The sequence below is a fragment of the Subtercola boreus genome (assembly GCF_003399625.1).
Classification (GTDB): Bacteria; Actinomycetota; Actinomycetes; order Actinomycetales; family Microbacteriaceae; genus Subtercola; species Subtercola boreus_C.
Genome location: NZ_NBXA01000013.1, coordinates 1 through 18,112, shown reverse-complemented (window position 1 = coordinate 18,112; position 18,112 = coordinate 1). Strand labels below are relative to the sequence as shown.

Annotated in this window: 18 protein-coding genes and 1 pseudogene; 16 read left to right on the top strand and 3 right to left on the bottom strand. The window is 61.4% G+C overall.

Annotated features, from left to right (window positions below):
- The first annotated feature begins 39 nt into the window (after nt 1-39).
- From B7R21_RS06300 to B7R21_RS06250, 11 genes are all read left to right on the top strand, one after another.
- Nucleotides 40-2,607, top strand: coding sequence for a phage tail tape measure protein (locus B7R21_RS06300; protein WP_116282406.1), 2,568 nt, complete (start codon nt 40-42; stop codon nt 2,605-2,607).
- Nucleotides 2,604-3,365, top strand: a complete 762-nt coding sequence (locus B7R21_RS06295) for a hypothetical protein (RefSeq protein ID WP_116282405.1) — start codon at nt 2,604-2,606, stop codon at nt 3,363-3,365. Before B7R21_RS06300 ends, B7R21_RS06295 begins: the two co-directional genes overlap by 4 nt.
- An 8-nt stretch (nt 3,366-3,373) precedes the next feature.
- On the top strand, nt 3,374-4,477 hold the full coding sequence (locus B7R21_RS06290; RefSeq protein ID WP_147305829.1) for a hypothetical protein: 1,104 nt from the start codon (nt 3,374-3,376) through the stop codon (nt 4,475-4,477).
- Nucleotides 4,474-5,226 (top strand): hypothetical protein, encoded by a 753-nt coding sequence (locus B7R21_RS06285; protein WP_116282403.1) that lies wholly within the window; start codon nt 4,474-4,476, stop codon nt 5,224-5,226. Before B7R21_RS06290 ends, B7R21_RS06285 begins: the two co-directional genes overlap by 4 nt.
- Before the next feature lie 9 nt (nt 5,227-5,235).
- Nucleotides 5,236-6,120 carry a hypothetical protein gene (locus tag B7R21_RS06280; protein WP_116282402.1) on the top strand — a complete coding sequence of 295 codons (885 nt, stop codon included), beginning with the start codon at nt 5,236-5,238 and terminating at the stop codon, nt 6,118-6,120.
- Nucleotides 6,121-6,189: 69 nt separating this feature from the next.
- Complete coding sequence (locus B7R21_RS06275; RefSeq protein WP_116282401.1) at nt 6,190-6,558, top strand: hypothetical protein; 369 nt, start codon at nt 6,190-6,192, stop codon at nt 6,556-6,558.
- Nucleotides 6,555-6,893 carry a hypothetical protein gene (locus B7R21_RS06270; RefSeq protein ID WP_116282400.1) on the top strand — a complete coding sequence of 113 codons (339 nt, stop codon included), beginning with the start codon at nt 6,555-6,557 and terminating at the stop codon, nt 6,891-6,893. The genes B7R21_RS06275 and B7R21_RS06270 overlap by 4 nt, the downstream gene beginning before the upstream one ends.
- Nucleotides 6,890-7,234 (top strand): hypothetical protein, encoded by a 345-nt coding sequence (locus B7R21_RS06265; RefSeq protein ID WP_116282399.1) that lies wholly within the window; start codon nt 6,890-6,892, stop codon nt 7,232-7,234. Before B7R21_RS06270 ends, B7R21_RS06265 begins: the two co-directional genes overlap by 4 nt.
- A gap of 29 nt (nt 7,235-7,263) precedes the next feature.
- A complete protein-coding gene (locus tag B7R21_RS06260; protein WP_116282398.1) occupies nt 7,264-7,698 on the top strand; it encodes a hypothetical protein in 435 nt (144 codons plus the stop codon).
- A gap of 1 nt (nt 7,699) precedes the next feature.
- On the top strand, nt 7,700-8,791 hold the full coding sequence (locus tag B7R21_RS06255; RefSeq protein ID WP_116282397.1) for a hypothetical protein: 1,092 nt from the start codon (nt 7,700-7,702) through the stop codon (nt 8,789-8,791).
- A gap of 3 nt (nt 8,792-8,794) precedes the next feature.
- On the top strand, nt 8,795-9,814 hold the full coding sequence (locus B7R21_RS06250; RefSeq protein WP_116282396.1) for a hypothetical protein: 1,020 nt from the start codon (nt 8,795-8,797) through the stop codon (nt 9,812-9,814).
- A gap of 74 nt (nt 9,815-9,888) precedes the next feature.
- Here B7R21_RS06250 and B7R21_RS06245 read toward each other — a convergent pair whose 3' ends face one another.
- Nucleotides 9,889-10,098: a hypothetical protein gene (locus tag B7R21_RS06245; protein ID WP_147305828.1), complete on the bottom strand. Its 210-nt coding sequence runs from the start codon at nt 10,096-10,098 to the stop codon at nt 9,889-9,891.
- 101 nt (nt 10,099-10,199) lie between these two features.
- Here B7R21_RS06245 and B7R21_RS06240 point away from each other — a divergent pair, with 101 nt between their 5' ends.
- Complete coding sequence (locus B7R21_RS06240; protein WP_116282394.1) at nt 10,200-10,412, top strand: DUF7336 domain-containing protein; 213 nt, start codon at nt 10,200-10,202, stop codon at nt 10,410-10,412.
- Here B7R21_RS06240 and B7R21_RS06235 read toward each other — a convergent pair.
- Nucleotides 10,409-11,056 carry a hypothetical protein gene (locus B7R21_RS06235; protein WP_116282393.1) on the bottom strand — a complete coding sequence of 216 codons (648 nt, stop codon included), beginning with the start codon at nt 11,054-11,056 and terminating at the stop codon, nt 10,409-10,411. The two genes, B7R21_RS06240 and B7R21_RS06235, sit on opposite strands and share 4 nt — an antisense overlap.
- 351 nt (nt 11,057-11,407) lie before the next feature.
- On the opposite strand from B7R21_RS06235, the gene B7R21_RS06230 reads away from it, so the two are divergent.
- From B7R21_RS06230 to B7R21_RS06215, 4 genes are all read left to right on the top strand, one after another.
- The gene (locus B7R21_RS06230) at nt 11,408-13,495 is read left to right on the top strand and encodes a right-handed parallel beta-helix repeat-containing protein (protein WP_147305827.1); all 2,088 of its coding nucleotides are present in this window, start codon (nt 11,408-11,410) and stop codon (nt 13,493-13,495) included.
- A 1,320-nt stretch (nt 13,496-14,815) separates the two neighbouring features.
- Nucleotides 14,816-15,094, top strand: coding sequence for a hypothetical protein (locus B7R21_RS06225; RefSeq protein ID WP_116282391.1), 279 nt, complete (start codon nt 14,816-14,818; stop codon nt 15,092-15,094).
- A 42-nt stretch (nt 15,095-15,136) separates the two neighbouring features.
- Complete coding sequence (locus B7R21_RS06220) at nt 15,137-15,385, top strand: hypothetical protein (protein WP_147305826.1); 249 nt, start codon at nt 15,137-15,139, stop codon at nt 15,383-15,385.
- A 683-nt stretch (nt 15,386-16,068) separates the two neighbouring features.
- Nucleotides 16,069-17,325 (top strand): hypothetical protein, encoded by a 1,257-nt coding sequence (locus B7R21_RS06215; RefSeq protein WP_116282389.1) that lies wholly within the window; start codon nt 16,069-16,071, stop codon nt 17,323-17,325.
- Between the two features lie 611 nt (nt 17,326-17,936).
- Here B7R21_RS06215 and B7R21_RS06210 read toward each other — a convergent pair.
- A pseudogene (locus B7R21_RS06210) lies at nt 17,937-18,112 on the bottom strand (IS256 family transposase); the annotation flags it as partial.

Here is an 18,112-nt window from a genome sequence, read left to right as displayed (position 1 = left end):
GTAAGTCTCGTCGCCAACGTTTCTTCCTACATCTCAGGCATGAACCAGGCCGCTGAGGCGACCCGTGCCACCGGAACTGAAGCTGAACGTCTTTCTCAGCGTCGTGAGGGTATCGAAACTCTCGGCAAGTCCCTGTTCGCGGTCGGTGGTCTCGCGGCTGCCGGTGTTGCTCTGGCGGTTGCGAAGTACGCGGAGTTCGATCAGGCTATCTCGTCAGTTCAGGCCGCAACTCACGCGACGGCTGCGGACATGGATCTGCTACGTCAGGCTGCGATCGACGCAGGTGGGGCAACCGTTTTCTCGGCAACAGAGTCGGCGAACGCAATCGAGGAGCTGGCTAAGGCTGGTCTGACCACGCAGCAGATCCTCGGTGGCGGCCTGAACGGTGCGCTGTCGCTGGCGTCCGCTGGCGGTCTCGAGGTGGCAGACGCGGCTAATATCGCGGCCGTCGCCGTGAAGCAGTTCAATCTGCAGGGCTCCGATGTGCCTCATGTCGCCGACCTTCTGGCCGCTGGCGCGGGCAAGGCTGTTGGTGACGTTTCGGATCTTGCTGCGGCTCTCGGTCAGTCAGGTCTGGTTGCTAAGGGCATGGGTCTGTCGATTGAGGAGACCACTGGCACGCTCGCCGCGTTCGCAGATCAGGGCCTCATTGGTTCGGACGCCGGAACCTCATTTAAGACAATGCTGCAGTCCCTTGTGCCTTCTTCTGTTCAGGCGAAGACGGAGATGGACCGACTGGGCATCAGCGCGTTCGACGCATCTGGCAAGTTCATCGGCATTTCCCAGTTCGCCGGAAATTACAAGAACGCGCTCAAGGATCTGTCTCCCGAGCAGCAGGCGGCGACGTCGAAGATCATCTTCGGTTCCGATGCAGTGCGGGCGTCGAACGTGCTGCTGGATCTCGGAGCTGCGGGAATCCAAAAGTACATCGACCAGACCAACGACCAGGGGTACGCGGCCGAGACGGCACGCATTAAGCTCGACAACCTCCGCGGTGACGTGGAGAAGCTGGGCGGCTCGTTCGATACAGCCCTCATCCAGTCCGGTTCTGGCGCTAACGGCACGCTCCGTGATCTCACCCAGTCAGCAACGTTCCTCGTGGACTCGTTCGGTAGTGCGCCGCCCGAGCTTCTGAATGTGGGACTTGCCTTGACAGTTCTTGTCGGGGCCATTGGTCTGGTCGGTGGCGGCGCGCTGCTGGCTGTTCCGAAGATCGTTGCCTTTCGGGCTGCGATGAACGGGGTAAGTGGTGGCGCGAAAGCTGCCGCTCTCGGCGTCGGCGTCCTGAGCGCTGGTCTTGCTATCGCTACCGTCGTCGTTGGTAGCTATGTCGCACAGCAGGCAGAGATAAAGGCGACGACGGCTGAGCTTGTTGACACTCTCGACAAGGCCACAGGCGCGACCACGAACTACACTCGCGCTGCGATCGCACGCAAGCTTTCGGAGGACGGCTCGTTCGAGGCCGCGAAGAAGGCCGGTGTTGGGCAGACGGAGCTCACAGATGCCATCCTGAAGGGTGGTGACGCGTACGACTCGGTGCAAAAGAAGATCGTCGACACCAACACATTCCAGGGCATCTTCGATGGCACTTCACTCGGCGCGTATAACGCTGGTCAGAACATTTCTAAACTGCGGACATCGGTGGAGGATTCGGGTCAGGCTTTCATCGATCAGGCGGCGGTCGCAGACAAGGCCGCAAGCGCGACGGAGAACATCTCGGGTGCGATCGATGGTGTCGCGATCTCGGCTTCTGACGCTAAGGGCGACATCGAGTCGCTGAAATCTACGATTGAGGGTTTCGGCAAGACGCAGCTCGACGTGAACGGGGCGACCCGCGATTTCGAGGCATCTCTCGATGACCTGCAGAAAACTCTTGCCACGAATGGTGCGACTCTCGACATCGGCACCGAGCAGGGCCGAGCGAACCAGGCCGGGCTGGACGACATTGCGAAGTCGACACTTGCACTGTCGTCGGCGACTCTCTCTCAGACCGGCTCACAGGAGGACGCTGCTGCTGCGATTCAGAACGGCCGGGATCAGCTCATCGCTGCCCTCGACCAGTTCGGTATCAACGGTCAGGCCGCGCAGGATTACGCCGACAAGCTCGGCCTGATCCCCGGGAGCATCGCCACTTCTGTCGCGGTCACTGGTTCATCTGAGGCGATTCAGCAAGCGATGGCTGTCGCCAACGCTATCGCGACCATTCCGGGTTACCGCGAGACGGTCATCAATCAGGTGATCAAACAGACGGGCGCTCCTCGCGGTGAGGTTGGCGCCGCGTATGCGGACGGCGGTCAGGTCACCGGTCCCGGTCCGATCGGGAAGGACTCCGTGGTTGCCATGCTCGCACCTGGTGAACACGTGCTGACCGCGACGGATGTGTCTCGTATGGGCGGTCAGGCGGCCGTGTACGGGTTCCGTCAGTCTCTTGCATCGGCCCCGCACTATGCGACTGGCGGGGCTGTCACGGCTTCTCCGACGATCGCGCCGGTAGTAGCTGGCGCTCAGGTTCAGGTGGATGTTCATCCCTCAGCGGGGACCGATGAGCGTGTCATCGGTCAGACCGTAGCGAACGACCTCAATTGGCGATTGGCGATGGCGAAATGATCGCGCGTATCAACGGATTGGTGTTCGACGGTGGCGCCGGTACTGACGGTTTCTATGTCAGCGAGGATGGTTTCACAGGTTGGGATTCAACGCCTGACATCCGTCGCGACGAAGCTCAGAAGCCTCTTGCCGCAGGATCGTTCGATGCGGTGGGTTACTTCTCCTCCCGGGTCATTTCAATTTCCGGGCTGTGCTTCGCGGATTCACCCGAAAAGCTGTTCTACTACCAGCAAAGACTGAGTGGTTTACTGGCAGGCCCCGAGCCGGCCCATCTGGTTGTTGATCAGGCGGGCCTGACGACGAGCGCTTCGGTTCGGCTTGCGTCAAAAACGCAGTTCCAGGTGACTCTGTGGGGCGTTCAGGCTTCTTACCAGATCCAGTTCTGGGCTGCTGACCCGCGGAAGTATGGCGAGTCGCACACGTTCACGGCTGACCCTGCTACCCCGCTGGTTGTGTCGGCGTGGCAGTACGGGAACTTTGCCGCGTACCCGGTCCTGACGATCACTGGTTCGATGCCGTCGTACTCGGTGTCATCGGGCGGGAAGACGTATCAGGTGAATAAGTCTGTCACGGCTGGTCATCCGCATCAGATCTTCATGGACTCGGGGCTGCTGATTGTTGACGGCTTCCCGGTCTACGGGGTTGTCGAGCAGGCGGGTATCTGGGCTGTCCCACCGGGGCAGACGATTTCGCAGACCCTCGCGCCTTCGGGCGGCACTGGGGTCATGACTGTGACGGTAGCCGACACATACATTTAGGGGGCACCGTGCAGACCTGCTTCATTGTCGAGACGGTGACTGGGACTGTGCTGGCGCAGGTGACCCCGTTCAAGTATTCGTGGAACCGGGTTCTGAATGGTGCTGGCGGCGGGAATGCGGACTTCCGCGTTTCTGCTGTCGGCCCGAACCTGAACTGGAATGACCTGCTTACGCCATGGTCTCGCACTTTTGTTGTGTGCGAAGAAGGCGTCGTAATTTACGCGGGGTTGTGCATTTCGCGGGATGACGACATCGGGTCGAACACGATCAGCCTGAAGCATCAGGACATCCGGGTTCTTCTGGATCGGCGTTCGACGTTCGGCACGAATGGGTACTCGGGCGGCACGCCTGACAACAAGCTCGAGCTCGTCAATATCACGGCCGATCGTTTGGCGGCGTGGGTTTTGTGGGCGGGGACGGAAGCACCTGCCCTCGCCAATCCGAGCTTTCGCGTGCCGATCATCCCTATTGCCAAGGGCACGACGACTGGCGGTGGTACGGAGAGCGAGACGTACTTCGACTACCAGTCCACGGTTGTGGGTTCGGCGATCACTGAGGTGCAGAACCGCGATGGTGGACCTGACATCGACTTCCTCCCGCAATGGGGGACTACACACAAGCTCGAATACCGGGTCCGATCCGGAACCACAGCGAACCCGCAACTGACGGGCGCGCTGCTCGAGTTCAACCTTGCAACCTCGAACCACGGGCTTGTTGACGTGAAACGCACGGTGGATGGGAAGAACCAGGCGACCTACATTTACGCGGTCGGCGAGGGCTCCGAAGCTGACATGAAAGTGAAGACGGCGAAGAACGAATCGTTCGCGCCGGCGCTTGAGAAGTTCGTCCAGTACAAGAAGATCGGCGACGAGACGGTTCTGCAGTCGCATGCTGATGCGGACCTGAAGACGTATTCCTCTCCCGTCGAGCAGTGGTCGTACCGGCTGCAACTTGACTCGATCCAATACCAGCCTCTCGGGACGCTACACAAGCTGTGGTTCGAGGGCAGCCCGATCATCGAGACCGGCTGGCACACACTCCGGGTCATCGGTTGGTCCGGTGATGAGACGCGCTGGGTAACTCCTGTTCTGCAACCGATTGGGTCCGAATGAGAATCGAACGCACCGATCAGGGCGAGCTCGACAAGATCGTGTCCGCCCCCCAGGAACAGGGTGTCGCTACCCCGCTCCGTAACAGTTCCGTGTCAGGCGGCCAGACCCGTTTCAATGGCGAGTCGTCGCTGATCGTGAACGGTTCCGAGGATGTCTTCGGCACCCTGAATGTGCAGGGCACGCTGAACGCGGATGGCACCGTGAACCTGACGACGACGATCAACATCACCGGCGTCCTGACGGTAGAGGGACCCGCTGACTTCTCGGGCGACGAAACCCACGTCGGCACAGAGTCGCACACCGGCGACATCACGAACATCGGGAAGACGACCCAGCAGGGCGACTACGAAGGCACCGGCCACTTCAAGCAGACAGGCGACGAACAGCACACCGGCAACATCGAGAACGTCGGCACGACGACTCAGAAGGGCGACATCAACATTGTTGCCCCCGGCATCCTGCGGGTCGGCGCTGGCATAACCATGTCTCCGTTCGCCGCTGGCGGCGGTCGTATCGACTTCAACCCGGGCGGTCGGATCGTCGGCACATCGGCGGCGTTGACCCTGCTCGCACCAGACGGCACCACCTACATTGTTGTCGGCAACAACGGACTTACGGTATCCGGCTACGCCTCCGTGCAAGACCTCTTTACGACAGGCGGGGTCTACCTGCGAAACCTGACCACAGCACCTACGGGAGTGACGATCACGCCGCTCTATCTCGGCTCTGACGGCCGCGTCTACAAGTAAGGAGCACTCATGGGATACGCCAATGGCTTGGCCCCCGAATCGGCACTATACGAGTTCCGCGGCTCGTGGTTCGCCCCCGACATGTTCTGCCGCGTCGTCCCCGCAGTCCTAGAGCTCGAAGCGGAGGGCGTCAATCTCACCGTCAATCAGGGATACCGGTGGCGAGGCACACTCTCCGACTACCAGATCGGTTTTCAGGACCGCAGCTCGAACAACGCGGCTGGCGAGAACACGTCTGATGGCACGGCGAACCAGAACTACCAGTCCGGTCAGGCGGCGCTCTACGTCGCCACTGGGGGTCGCTACGGCACGCCCTCCGCAGCGACCGTAGGAACGTCGGCGCACGGCGACTGGATCGTCGGCGCGATCGACTGCAACACCAACGACATGGCGGCCCGAGACCGCGTTTTCCGCAAGTACGGCCTCATCCGCAACATCAACTCCGAGACATGGCACTACGCCAACATCGGCAACCCCACCGTCACAATCCCCACCCTGCAGGAAGCCATCGACATGGCCGCAGAAACCGACCCGAAGGAAGACGAAATGAGCGCACAGGACGTAGCTGACATCAAGACCGCGGTCGACGATGCCGCAGCAGACACGGTGCAGAAGCTGAAGCCTTCCGCGACGATCGCCGGCCGAACCGCTGACGGTGGGATCGCGATCTTCGGCTCGGACTTCGTAGAGGACGGCATCGCCGAACCTGCCCGTCTCGGGAAGCGTGGACGGCGGATCTTCCGAAGCGCCGACGAGTACGGCACCTTCAAGACGATCTGCGACACCATCAATGCGAAAGGTGGCGACGCACCTGTGCTGCCCACCTTCGACAAGGTCGTGTTCCTCGACGAGAACGGTTGGGCTTCGTTCAACTCGTTCTACCAGGAGCCGTAACCAACCTCTCGTCCGACCTCGGAAGGGGCCAAAGTGGCAAAGCGTCGTTTTGATCTGAGAACACCGATCATGACCTCCCGGTGGGTCTACCTCGGGAAGTATCTCTTCTTCGCCCTGTTCGGCGTCGTGGCAGCGATCCGCGGCGCACCGAGCCTCGACCTGTCGACCCCTGACGGCTACCGGCCCATCTGGGCTGTATTCATTGTCATCGCGTCTCTCGGCTGCCTGTACGGGTGCCTGCGGGACAACGAGCGATTGGAGTGGCTGAGCCTGCTGGTGATGCTCCCGTGCCTCGGAGCGTACGTCTACGCGATCGCCTACGCCGCTGCGTATGGTGCACGTGAAAAGCAGGCACTCGCGATCATCATCACCCTCGTGTTGTTCCTCCCCACAGGCCGGTGGTTCGACCTGATGCCGCGGTTGAAGGTGCGTAAGTGATCGGGTTCGACATCACGCCCTACCTGCCCCTCATCGGCATCATGGGCGGCGGCGTCGTCGCAGGAGTGTTCATGCTCGCGCGCGGTCGAAGCGGTGACAGCTCAACCAAGATGCCGACCGTCGCAGAGATCTGGAAGCGCATGGATGACCTCAGCACCAAGGTTGACGCGCTCAGCATCGAGCTCAACAAGGAACGAAGCGCCCGCGTCACCCTGCGCAGCGTGTTCCTCGCCTACATCGAACGTGTCCGCGCTGGCGGCACACACAACCTCACCGAGGCCGAGAAACGCGCTCTTGACCTGACCGAAAACGAACGAGAAGAGAGCAACTCATGACCACCACGAACCCCGGCAACCTCGGCACCATCGTCACGAACGCGCTCGCACGGAAGACCATCTATGGCACCTACGTCATCGCCCTGGTGCTCGCTGGCGGCGCGCAGGTCGCATTCGCAACACCCGGTCTCGGCGGTCAGCCGCTCTGGCTCACAGTCACGCTGAACGTCCTCGCATACTGCGGTGTCCCGATCGGTGGCCTCGCCCTCGCGAACACCTCGAACGTAGCACCCACGAACACGACGACCCTGAATCAGACGATCTACCCGCCCGCCGGTGTGAGTGCCGAGAGTGTCGCGGAGTCTGCCCGACACGCGATCAAGCAGCAGCTCGGCGACTGATCCACCCCAAACCGGAAGGAGTGTGAAGCGTGGCCGCCACAACCGTAACGATCCCAGGGAACCTCAGTGACTTCGCTGTCACCCCCCGTCCCGACCTGCACCCGGTGCTTCACTTCATCCCCACCGGGATTACGTCGTCGGGGAACCAGATCCTGTTCCCGTACATCACCCCTGTGACACCGGACTCGTCAGGGAACTTCACCGTCACCGTCCCCATCACAGAAGGGCTGACCCCGGACGTGGGTATCCGGGTGCGCGTCGACTGGATCGACAACGTGGGGCAGGTCGCCGATCAGGACTGGTTCCCCGGACAACTGCGCATCCCCATCAACGGCGGCACACTCGCGACGCTGATCCAAACGTCGAACCCCGGCTCATATGTGATCGTCTCCGAGGAGATGCCCACTGCGGCCTACATCTACTGGTACCAGCCGTCCACCGGCAACCTGACAGCTTGGAGTTGACGTGGCCTACACGACAGTCATCGCGAACCTCAAAGGCCCCAAGGGCGACGACGGCGATCCCGGCCCCAAGGGTCTCGACGGGGTTACCGGGGCGACCACGGACGCTGCAGTCGCGGCGAACGCACGGAACCCGGAAGCGGCCACCTACTCCGCGATCAACGACACCGTCGTTGCGACGTTCAACGGGTTCTCCCCGTTCGGGTCCGGCAAGTACGTTGTCCTAAACAACGGCGACAGCATCAACACCGCCCGGCCCCTGACCGCTGCAGGTGGGGTGTGGCCGGGCCCGGTGATCTGGTGTTCGAAGATCGGCCGGCCCACGAACATGCTCGCCGGGACGGACTTCTACTTCGCGATCAGCACCGACCCGCTGTCGTTCTCACCGCTCGTCCTCGCTGGGCTGTTCGCGTGGTTCTCACCGACCAACAGCGGTGTCTCCGAGGGTGCGTCGATGTCGGCGTGGACGGACAACTCCCCGGCCGCCCACAACGCCGTCAACTGGAACATCAGCTCCACGGCTGCAACGAACCTGCCCGTGTACTCCGCGACAGCACTGAACAGCACCCCGGGTGTGCGCCTCATCGTCCGATCGGGGCTCGGGGCGTCCGGGTTCACGGTAACCTCCCCGGCGTGTGTGATCTTCGGGGCGAACGCGCAATGGCTCGACCCCGCCCCGACGTCCGTCAATCAGCACCTGAACTCGATGGGGAACACGGGTTCGTTCTCGATCTCCCGCACCCCGTCGAACACGTGGGCAGCGTCCATCGATGGGGTCACGTACTACAACTTCGGGACCGCCGACAACAACCCGCACTCGTTCGTTCTCGTCGCCACCTCATCCAACATTCAGGTGTGGGTCGACGGCAACAAACTCCTCGACCAGGCCATCGCGTTCTCACCACTCCCGACCGTGTCGTTGCTGCGGCTCGGGTTCGTCGGCACCACCTCCACGAACACGCAATGGAAATACATGGGTGGTGGTGTCAGCGGCGGCATCGTCGGCGACACGTTCGGGTCCACCCCGTCAGCGGCCCCGTCGAGCTCGGACATCTCCGTGTACACGCAGTGGCTCAAAGCACGCCGAGGAGCGTAACCCATGGCCTTCACCTCGGTCGGCACCTACACCACCTCATCCGGTCTGGTGTGCACCATCTACGAGACCGACAACGGCGCCGACCGACTGCAACTCATCATCCCCAACGGCACACCCCCAACAGGTGGCCGGCACGGCGTAATGTGGCTGCACGGGTCGCAGGGTGAGTACAACCAGATGCTCACCATCTCGTCCCTCGCCACCCTCCGCGACACGATCCTGAACAACGGCGGGTTCATCGCCCAGTCCCGCGGATCGAAGACGTCATCGTTCAACGGGCTCAACGGGTGGGGACGTGACACCGCGAAGGTTGCCTATTCTGAACTCGCGCAGCAGGCGGCGGCGTTCATCACCGTCGTCGATTGGGTCGTCATCGGCCGGTCGATGGGCGGCGAGGTCGGGAAGTGGCTCGTCACCCAAGACACCTACCTCGCCTCGAGGACCCTCGGGTATGTGGACATGTCGGGGATCTACGACATGCTCGCCGAATACGATGACGGCAACCATTTCGACCACCCATCCTGGTACGGCACAACCGAGCCCCCCACCCCGCCGGCGAGACCCGACCCGGCACCGGACTACGCAGACCCCGCATGGGCTGCATGGCGGTCGTCCCTGACGTCGTGGCGGTCGAACAGCGCAACGGTGTCCGCGCGGTCGGCTTTGGCTACCGCGACGACAACGAACGACCCGGGACGGATCACCGCGTCACTGTGGGCTGGCAAAAAAGTCCTCGTCGTGTATGGCACGAAAGACACCACTGCGTACCCGCCGATCGCAGGGCTGAAGTTCTGGAACGACTACAACACCCAGTTCGACGCCGCCACGAAACAACTCGTCGCCGTGACCGGTGCAACACACGCGCAAACCGCAGGCACCTACGACGCCCCGCAGGTACCCGACTTCATCAAACAGTTGTGGGGCATCATCACCCCATCGTTCAAGGTCGGCAACAAGATCGACGCCATGTACTTCCTCGACCGCGACAACCAGCTACACCGCATGAACCCCGTGCCAGTTTGAACCAGATGCCCCCTCGTTCTCATCTTCGGATGAGGCGAGGGGGCCTTTCGTCGTTTCCGCGGGAATCCATTCAGCTACCTATCTCGAGTAGCGAGAACCTCATTCAACGACACGAAGACTTCGCGGAGCGTGATGTGATCAACAACGGGTCCGCTCCGGTGCCCCCAGTCCTCGAACACTGGGAGCGGCTCGTCGGCATCCAGTTGCGACGCCCCAAGGTTATGGGCATCGCGAACTCGACGGATGACCTCATCCATCTCATTCACGCTGACTACAGTGGGCACAAACTCATTTTAACCCCCTCACCTCCTCCGGGACGGTGAGGGGGTTTCTTCTGCGTTAACCTGACCTTTTAATCTTCGGCATTGAGTGAGACAATTTCCCCATGCACTCCGTGGTCTCAAAGAGCACCCCGTACGACGGGCAAAGCGTCATCGGGGTGTTCGACGATCCGACATCTGCACGAGCCTTTGCCCAAGAAGTATGGGACGCCGACACCCGCCACTACGAAGACATCCTGATCGAAGAGTGGAATGGATCGGAGATGGTTAGGAGCACATTTGTGTTTCACTACGATCCAGCATCCGAGCACGTCTAATACGGTTCGTCTACGGATGCAGCCGGCAGCCGGGGCCAGCGTCCAACGGCCTTGTCCAAGGCGGCACCGTCAAGTGCTCCATCGGGTCCGATGAACGGTGACTCTTTGAATGGTGGGAAGTGTGGCTCAGATGCGTGATGCACACCTATCTCGCCTTCTTTCCAGTACACGGGAGCCCACTGATCGGGCGCGATGCGTAACAGCAAATTCGTACTATGAGTCATTGATCTGGTCGCCAGCACGCTCAAGTGCTGAGCGAGTTCCTCAGCTTCGGCCGCACTGAGATCCCGCATCGAGTTGGGGCGGAGATGGATCTTGACAGTCGTCGGACTGAACGCCTCACCGCGTAAGCCGTAGCTCGCGTGGATAAGCGGGTCGCGCTTCGCCATCGAGTCTCTCGCCTCGATTGCCCAGGCTGTGACCGCCTCACCGTCCGCCGTGCTCCAGGGCGGAACACCAACGGCCTCGACACGCTTGATAATTCGGTTGCTGAGCTCGCGAAATGGCAGGTCTCTTGGAGATTTCAAGCCCATATGCGTTCCGACCGCAATCATGCCGGCTTCTAGCCGGCCGGCGGCGACTACTACCATCCCCAGCGCCCGCAGCATCTCATTCGAGATGGCAAGAAATCCCTCGTCCTCCATTGCACACCCCTCGCTTATCGGCTCATTCTGGCAGGACCGGATGTCAGTCCGCCACCTGAGATCTGGCCGCCCGATACGCGAGCAGCAGATCATGTGCCGGCGGTCTCCTCGGCGCCCCGCCCAGACGCTCATGCGCTCTGCTGCCAGCCTGCGCATGCTGCCACGATGACGCGGGCCCGGTTGTAGTACCACGCCGCCTCACACGCCACAGGAAGGGTCCGGCACCAACAGATCAGCTCACGGCCTCGCGAGGTCTCCTGCCAGCTCACGACCCGATACCAGTCCTCGAGCTCGTTCTTCGGGCCTCGGAAACCGCAGCAGCCGACGCGATATCAACATTGTCGAGTGTGCTTGGGAATCGCACGCATAACACGATCTGGAAGAAGTCGCTTTTGTATCCCCCTATTTAGGGTACATTTCAGGGAACTAGTTGGGGGCATAATGGTTGGAATCAAGTTTTCACGCCGGACGTTCATATCGGCGGCAAGTCTGAGCATCGTCACAGCTACGAGTCTGTCAATGGCCCGGAACATGAGCCAGGGCGCCCCGGAATCCAGCGGACTGGGTGCAGTCTCGGGCACGACATCGGACGCTGCTCCCGCGATTCGCACCTATCTCGCCTCCGCGAGCGGAAGCGTCACCCTTTCCGGAGACTACTTTCTCGACTCCGTCGTCGAAATACCCTCAGCGGTAACCCAGCTCGAGCTGACCTCCGGAACAAAACTGAAAGTGCGCGGAGACCATTCAGCGCTCACTCGGACGGGGACGATTGTCTACCGTGAGCAGATCGCGACCGCGATGGCAAAGGGAAAGACTGCGATCACGGTGGTCAAGGCGGCCTCCTATAAAGCCAACGAGTACCTGCTGCTTGCCGGCGACGACGCGATCGCCGGTGGAACCGAACGTTACGGCTATCTTCGGAGAGTAACCACTATCTCCGGTTCCACAGTGCAACTGGACAAGGCTCTTCCGCGAACCATTCAGGTCAAGCCGCGCACCGCCTCGGTTACCCTTTCGCCTGCCGTCAAACTCATAGGAGCGGGCGAGATCTTCCACACGGACCCCGCGTCCAGTAACTCCCCACTGGTTCGCTTCTTCGCGGTGGATACACCCCAGGTGACCGGCATCACTGTTCACGACAACGGGGCCGCGGGCATCTACGTCGCCCACTGCCGGAACGGCGTCATCGACTGCACCATCCGAGACCTCCTCGACAATGAGGCGGCCGACCAATTCGGGTATGGCGTGAACGTCACCGGATCAACTCGCGGCCTCGTCGTACGTGGGACCATCAGCCGCGTACGTCACGCCGTCACGACAAACGTCGGCCCGTTCATCAGCGTGCTGGGCGCCGCGGGAGAACCAGAGGACTGCCGCTTCGAACCCATCGCCATCGACTGCAGCGACAAATCGGTCGACACCCACCGCATCGGCTGGAACACCACCATCGTCCCGCACATCACCGGTGGACGAGGCGGAGTGCAAGTCCGTGCGGACAACACCCACATCATCGGAGGCACAATCACCGGGTGCGCTGGCCCAGGCATCTCCATCAACCCGCTCGTGGCCATCGCCCCGACCGTCGATGGCACCATCATCAGCTACCTGAAACCGTCGGGAACAGCGCTTCTCGCCGACGCCCCCGTCATCGCGACGAATCTCGACATCCGAGACTCGTACGGAACGAACATCATCCTCGCTTCCGGATCGACGGTCACCGGCGGATCGATCAACGCCGGTGGGGCCATCGGGGTCCAATTCAGGGGCAGCAACAACACCGTGACCGGCATAAAGCTCGGCAGCAACATCACGACCCCGTACACCGAGGACAGTGGCGCGACGAACAACGTCTTCACAGCCTCCACCGAGAGTGCCGCACCATTCGCCGCACCAACCGCTACAACGAAACCGTCCGTCAGCGGAGACTTCCGAGTCGGCGAGCAGCTCAGCGTCAACGACGGCACTTGGAGCATCGGCCCACTGACGTACTACTTCACCTGGATGAGGAACGGGGTCGCGCTCTCGAACGCGACGAACCGCACCTACCGTACCTACGATCTCGTCTCAGGTGACCTCAACGCCGTCATGACCGTGCGGGTAGTCGCAAAACGAGCCGGTTACCAAGACGGCACCGCAGACACCGAGGGCACGGTTCCCATTGGAGCAGGACAGGCTCTCGTCCCGACGACACAGCCCGTGCTTTCCGGCACTCCGAAGGCTGGTCAGACCCTTACCGTCACCCGAGGAACTTGGGATGCTGCAGCGCAGTCCACAAAAACCGCCTGGTATACAAACGGGATAGCCAACGGCACCACCGGAACAACCTACCTCGTCAAGAAAGGCGACCTCGGAAAGACCGTTACAGTAACGGTCACAGCCAGCAGAACCGGATTCGAAAACGGAACCTTCACCCCGCCCGGGAAAACAATCACTGCCTGACCAGTTGTCCGCAACGGGCGATCGCGATACTGCTTATCCTCTCTCGAACGTCTTGGCCGATGCATTGCACCTGCTAAGCAATCCGGATGACAGCCGAATATTCTGAACGCCGCCCGATTACGCTCAGGGCAATCGGTTTCGGCTGCGCTTCCGAAGCACCGTCGCAATTTCGGTTGACGGCGTGCCCTCTAGTCCTGCGACGACAGGGGGCACGTTGCCGGATTCGCTGTTCCTGCTTCCTGATCCTTTGCACAGGGATTCACCCTCAAGCTGAGCGCGATAAGACTGCGGATGACCCGGGTATCAGCCTAGGATCAACCTTGCGACGCCGCCGGTCACGTGGCCCCGCGCCAAACCGGTTCGCCCAACTGATCCGGAGGCAGCAATGGCCGACATGCGACCGAGCAAACCCGTCGTGAGTCCACGATTTGACGCTCTGGGCCCCATTGTCATCCAGCCAACACACGCACTCGCGACGGTCGCGCTGATCGCGGACATACAGGAGCACTTCGGCGGTGACGCCGACGCCCGGATACTGATGGACCGACTTGATGGCCGGAAAGCGGTTGTTGTCGTCCTGAAGCTCGGCAGCCACCGAGCCGTTACCGGGGCAGTTACACCTCCCATTGCCGAAGCAATCAAGCCCGTTTTATGGAAGCTCCGAATGCGAGGTCGTGCGATCAAATGTCGAGCCCGAGTCGATTCCGACCCTGAGTCGCAGACATACCTGAGCATTCTGCTGAACCCAAATGCCGCGGAAAATCGCGCCACCAGGCATAGTCGCTGACTGGTGTCCGTCGGAGCTCGAACCCCCCGCATCTCGGTTCGGCGTCCGATGAGCGGCCGGTTGAGAGAATTGACCGGCCCGCCCGCCGGAGCGGCACTGACGCAATTGCACCCAAGACGCCGGTGCCGGGAGAACACCACCGTCGGTCTCCCGGCGTTGAATGATTTCCCGTCATGGAACGAGAGACGGCCAAACCTTCGAACGGAACAGACGTTGCTACACCCTTTCGAGGCAAAACGCACTGTCGGTCTTGAACTCTGGGTCTTAGGCAGTTCGAGGATCTGGAGTAGACGCGTCTGCTGGCAACCGCTACGGTCGCCGTATGGAGTGCTTGGTTGATGGATGCGACACTAACGCGTCCGAGCGTCTCGTCACCAGAGAGGGCGGTCTAAAAGTTGTCTACGCCATCTGTCTCGTGCACGCCCAAACGGTCAAAGACGGGGCTATGCTCGCCAGCGGCAGCAAGCTTGCCAGAGGCTTGATAGGTCCTGCTTGAGTGCCGGCGATTGCAGCCTGACAGATAGTATTTGTCCGTGAGCGAGACCGGGCAGAAGAGCCCCATTCAGCGACGGATCGCCGCGAACCGCGTGGCCGCCCTCGGGCTATTCGGCATCATCGTCGGTGGACTCTGCGCGGTAGTAGCTGTCTGGGTGTATGCGTCCGAAGACTTCGCGCCGAAGGGGCTTATCTCGGTTGGTGTTGGCGCGATCCTCGTGGCTCAAGGGATAATTGCGCGCTTGCGGGCACGAGAGCTCGTCAAGAAGCTCGAGCAAGAACACGGTGTCGATGCTGGGGTGCAGAAGCCTCGGTAGTGCATCCGACGTCGACGGGCCCAGCCGCATTAGGGTTATGGAGTGCGCGACTGGGTAAGGAACCACCGGTGGAGAACGCTGCCGGGACTTCTGATAGTGCTGATCACCGGCATTCGCATTTTGATCGAGCACGCTGGCGGTGCAGACCTGGATGTCCTGGGCCTTCTAATGGTCGGGATAATCGCCGCGGTTGGGGTGGCGTGGATTGTCTGGGCTTCGATCCTGATCCGGCGATACGGGCCCGTGAAGAGTGAAGCTCGCCATGCGTCCGCAAAGACGAAGTACTTCTAGGCGGCGATCGTCGCCAGTACCTGGGTTTCGATTGTCATCCACCCAGCACGCGGAGAACAAGCCCCGCGATCGCGCAGGCCCCTCCGACGATGAAGACGACGCCTACCGCTGCTAAAACAATCGGTGACTGAGTTCTTGGACCGACCTTCATGCCTCGAGCTTCCCAATTGGCCCGAATCCCTTGAGAGATCCGCCTTCGGAAGCGCACCGCGCAGAATCCAAAAACTATTGCCAGCGGTGCCCATACCCAGAGGAGGATTGTGGCTGCGTGCATGACTTCATCTAAGCAGTCTCGGTCAACGCACGGGAAGGTTTCTGGCAGGCCTGACTCGTATGAGGTCGACCGCTGAGTGACGTCCGTCGTGCAATCTCCTGACAGTTGTCGTCGTTTGTAGCTGGCACCTATTTTGGCACCCATCTTGTGCAAAACCATGCGGTGTGTTGCTGGAGGAACACCAGTGCTTCCCAGTGACTAGGCGATATTTGACAAGCAAAGCATGAGTATGCATCAGTGCCTGAAAAGTCTTCCAAACTGATGACGCCAGTTCGATCCTGGTCATCCCCTCTGTATTTATGGCCTTGCGAGTCCTCGCCTCGCAAGGCCCCCCTCACATGAGGCCCTTTCAATTCTCCCCGGTCTGCGACACACTGGGATGATTCGGTAATGGGTCCGGGGGGGCAACATGTTTCGCACACGTCAACTTCTCACTGGTCTGGCGATGGCGTCACTCGTCGTCTGCGCCTCGATAGGCACCGCGTCCGCGGCAGAGGCTTCGCCCGTCGCCGTTGCCGTGGTCACGGCTCCTGCTCCCGTGCCGACCAGGGCACCATCGATCGTCGGGGTTCTGCGCGTGGGATCACCCTCGAAGATCGACGTCGGCACCTGGAGCGGCACCCTGCCGACCACTACCTTCACCTGCCAGTGGTTGCGGGACGGCATTGAGGACGGCCCGGCGGGCTCCTGCAAGACCACCCGGAGCTTCGAGGCGCGCGACATCGGGCACCAGTTCACGGTGCGAGTGACCGTCGCGGGGGCGGGCCATGAAACAGCCACCGCCATCACGAAAGTGGTGCAGGCCTACGGAGGCCCCCCGGCCGTCAACACCGTTCTGCCCACGATCGATGGCACGGCCGAAGTCGGGAGCGTCCTCGTCGTCGCAACGAATGGAGAGTGGAGCCCCACACCGGCGACCTTCACCTACAGCTACAAGTGGTTGGCAGACGGGATCTTCATCGACAGTGAGATCTCGTCGACGCATCGCGTCAGCAGCACAGATGTCGGCAAGCGGCTCAGCCTCCAGGTGGCGGCGTCACGACCGGGCTACCAGTTCGGCTATGCCATCTCCGTGAGCACCACCCCGGTGCCCAAGATGGCAGCGCCAGCCAACACGGTTCGCCCGGTCGTCACCGGCACTGCGCAGGTGGGGACGACGCTCTCTGCTTCGCCCGGCACCTGGAGCCAGCCCGGCCTCACCTTCGCATACCAGTGGTACGCGAATGGCACATCCATCCCGCAAGCGACGGCGTCGACATACCAGGTGGATGGATCGTTGCTCGGCGCAAAGCTCGCGGTGCGGGTGAACGCAACGTCGCCGCTCTACGCCGACGCCTCCGCAACCAGCCTCGTGACCTCCGTTGTCACCGTCGGCCCGCGGCCGACAAACACCACCCTTCCTGCCCTGTCGGGCACGGCGCAGGTCGGCGAGGTTCTCACGGTGACGACCGGCACCTGGTCGGCGCCCGGACTGACGTACGCCTACGCCTGGTATCGCGACGGAGTCGTGATCACCGGCGCGGCAAGCTCCTCGCACACCGTCAGCGCCGCCGACACGGGCCACAGACTCACCGCGCAGGTGACGGTGTCGGAGACCGGCTACAACACCGCGACCGCAACATCGGCTCCCAGCGCCACGGTCACGGCTGCCGCGGCTGCGAAGTAGGGATCAGCTCGATCAAAGCGGTCTCGAAGGGTATTCGCACTTCCGGTAATGCGTGTGTTGACCCGAAGTCGGCCATCTGCCGAATGAGGCCCTACCGCCTGAATTTCATGTGCCAGATCCTAGTGTGCGCGCCGCGGCCCCCTCTGAGCCAGCAGCGGACACGCAGATAAACCCTTTTCTTTAGAATACGTCTACCAAGAACGTGACTGAGTATGTTGTGTCAGACACGGCAAGGGACAAGGCGATCGACAGGACACTAAAGCATGGCACGAGGCGACAAGGCTGAACTGACCGGGCGTCGAGGGTGTCTCTTTTGCGGCTCTCTCACGAACAAGGAGTCAAAAGAACATATGTTTCACGAATCTTTCGGCCTCCAGATCCCCCACAGCCCATATACAACCAGAGCGTTCTACAGGCCAGGCGGAGTGATGCCAGAAGTCTTGTCCCTCCCCCAAACTATGTTCGATCACAAGGTCGGGGGATTCTGTGTCGTGTGCAACAGTAAGTGGATGAACGACGCCGATATGGATGTCGAAAAACTCGTCGTTGCTTTGGCAAACCAGACGGTAAAGGGTCTGTCAAGAATTCGGTGTAACTAGTGTTGTTGTGGGTTAGCGTCCGACGGTGAGTCGGCCGTTGAAAGTGATGTCGAACGCGTTGAGCGCGGCCTTCCATCGTTGGGTCCAGCGGGCCCGCCCTTGGCCGGTCGGATCCAGGCTCATCACGGCCAGGTAGACACATTTCAGTGCGGCTTGCTCATTGGGGAAATGTCCCCTGGCGCGGACCG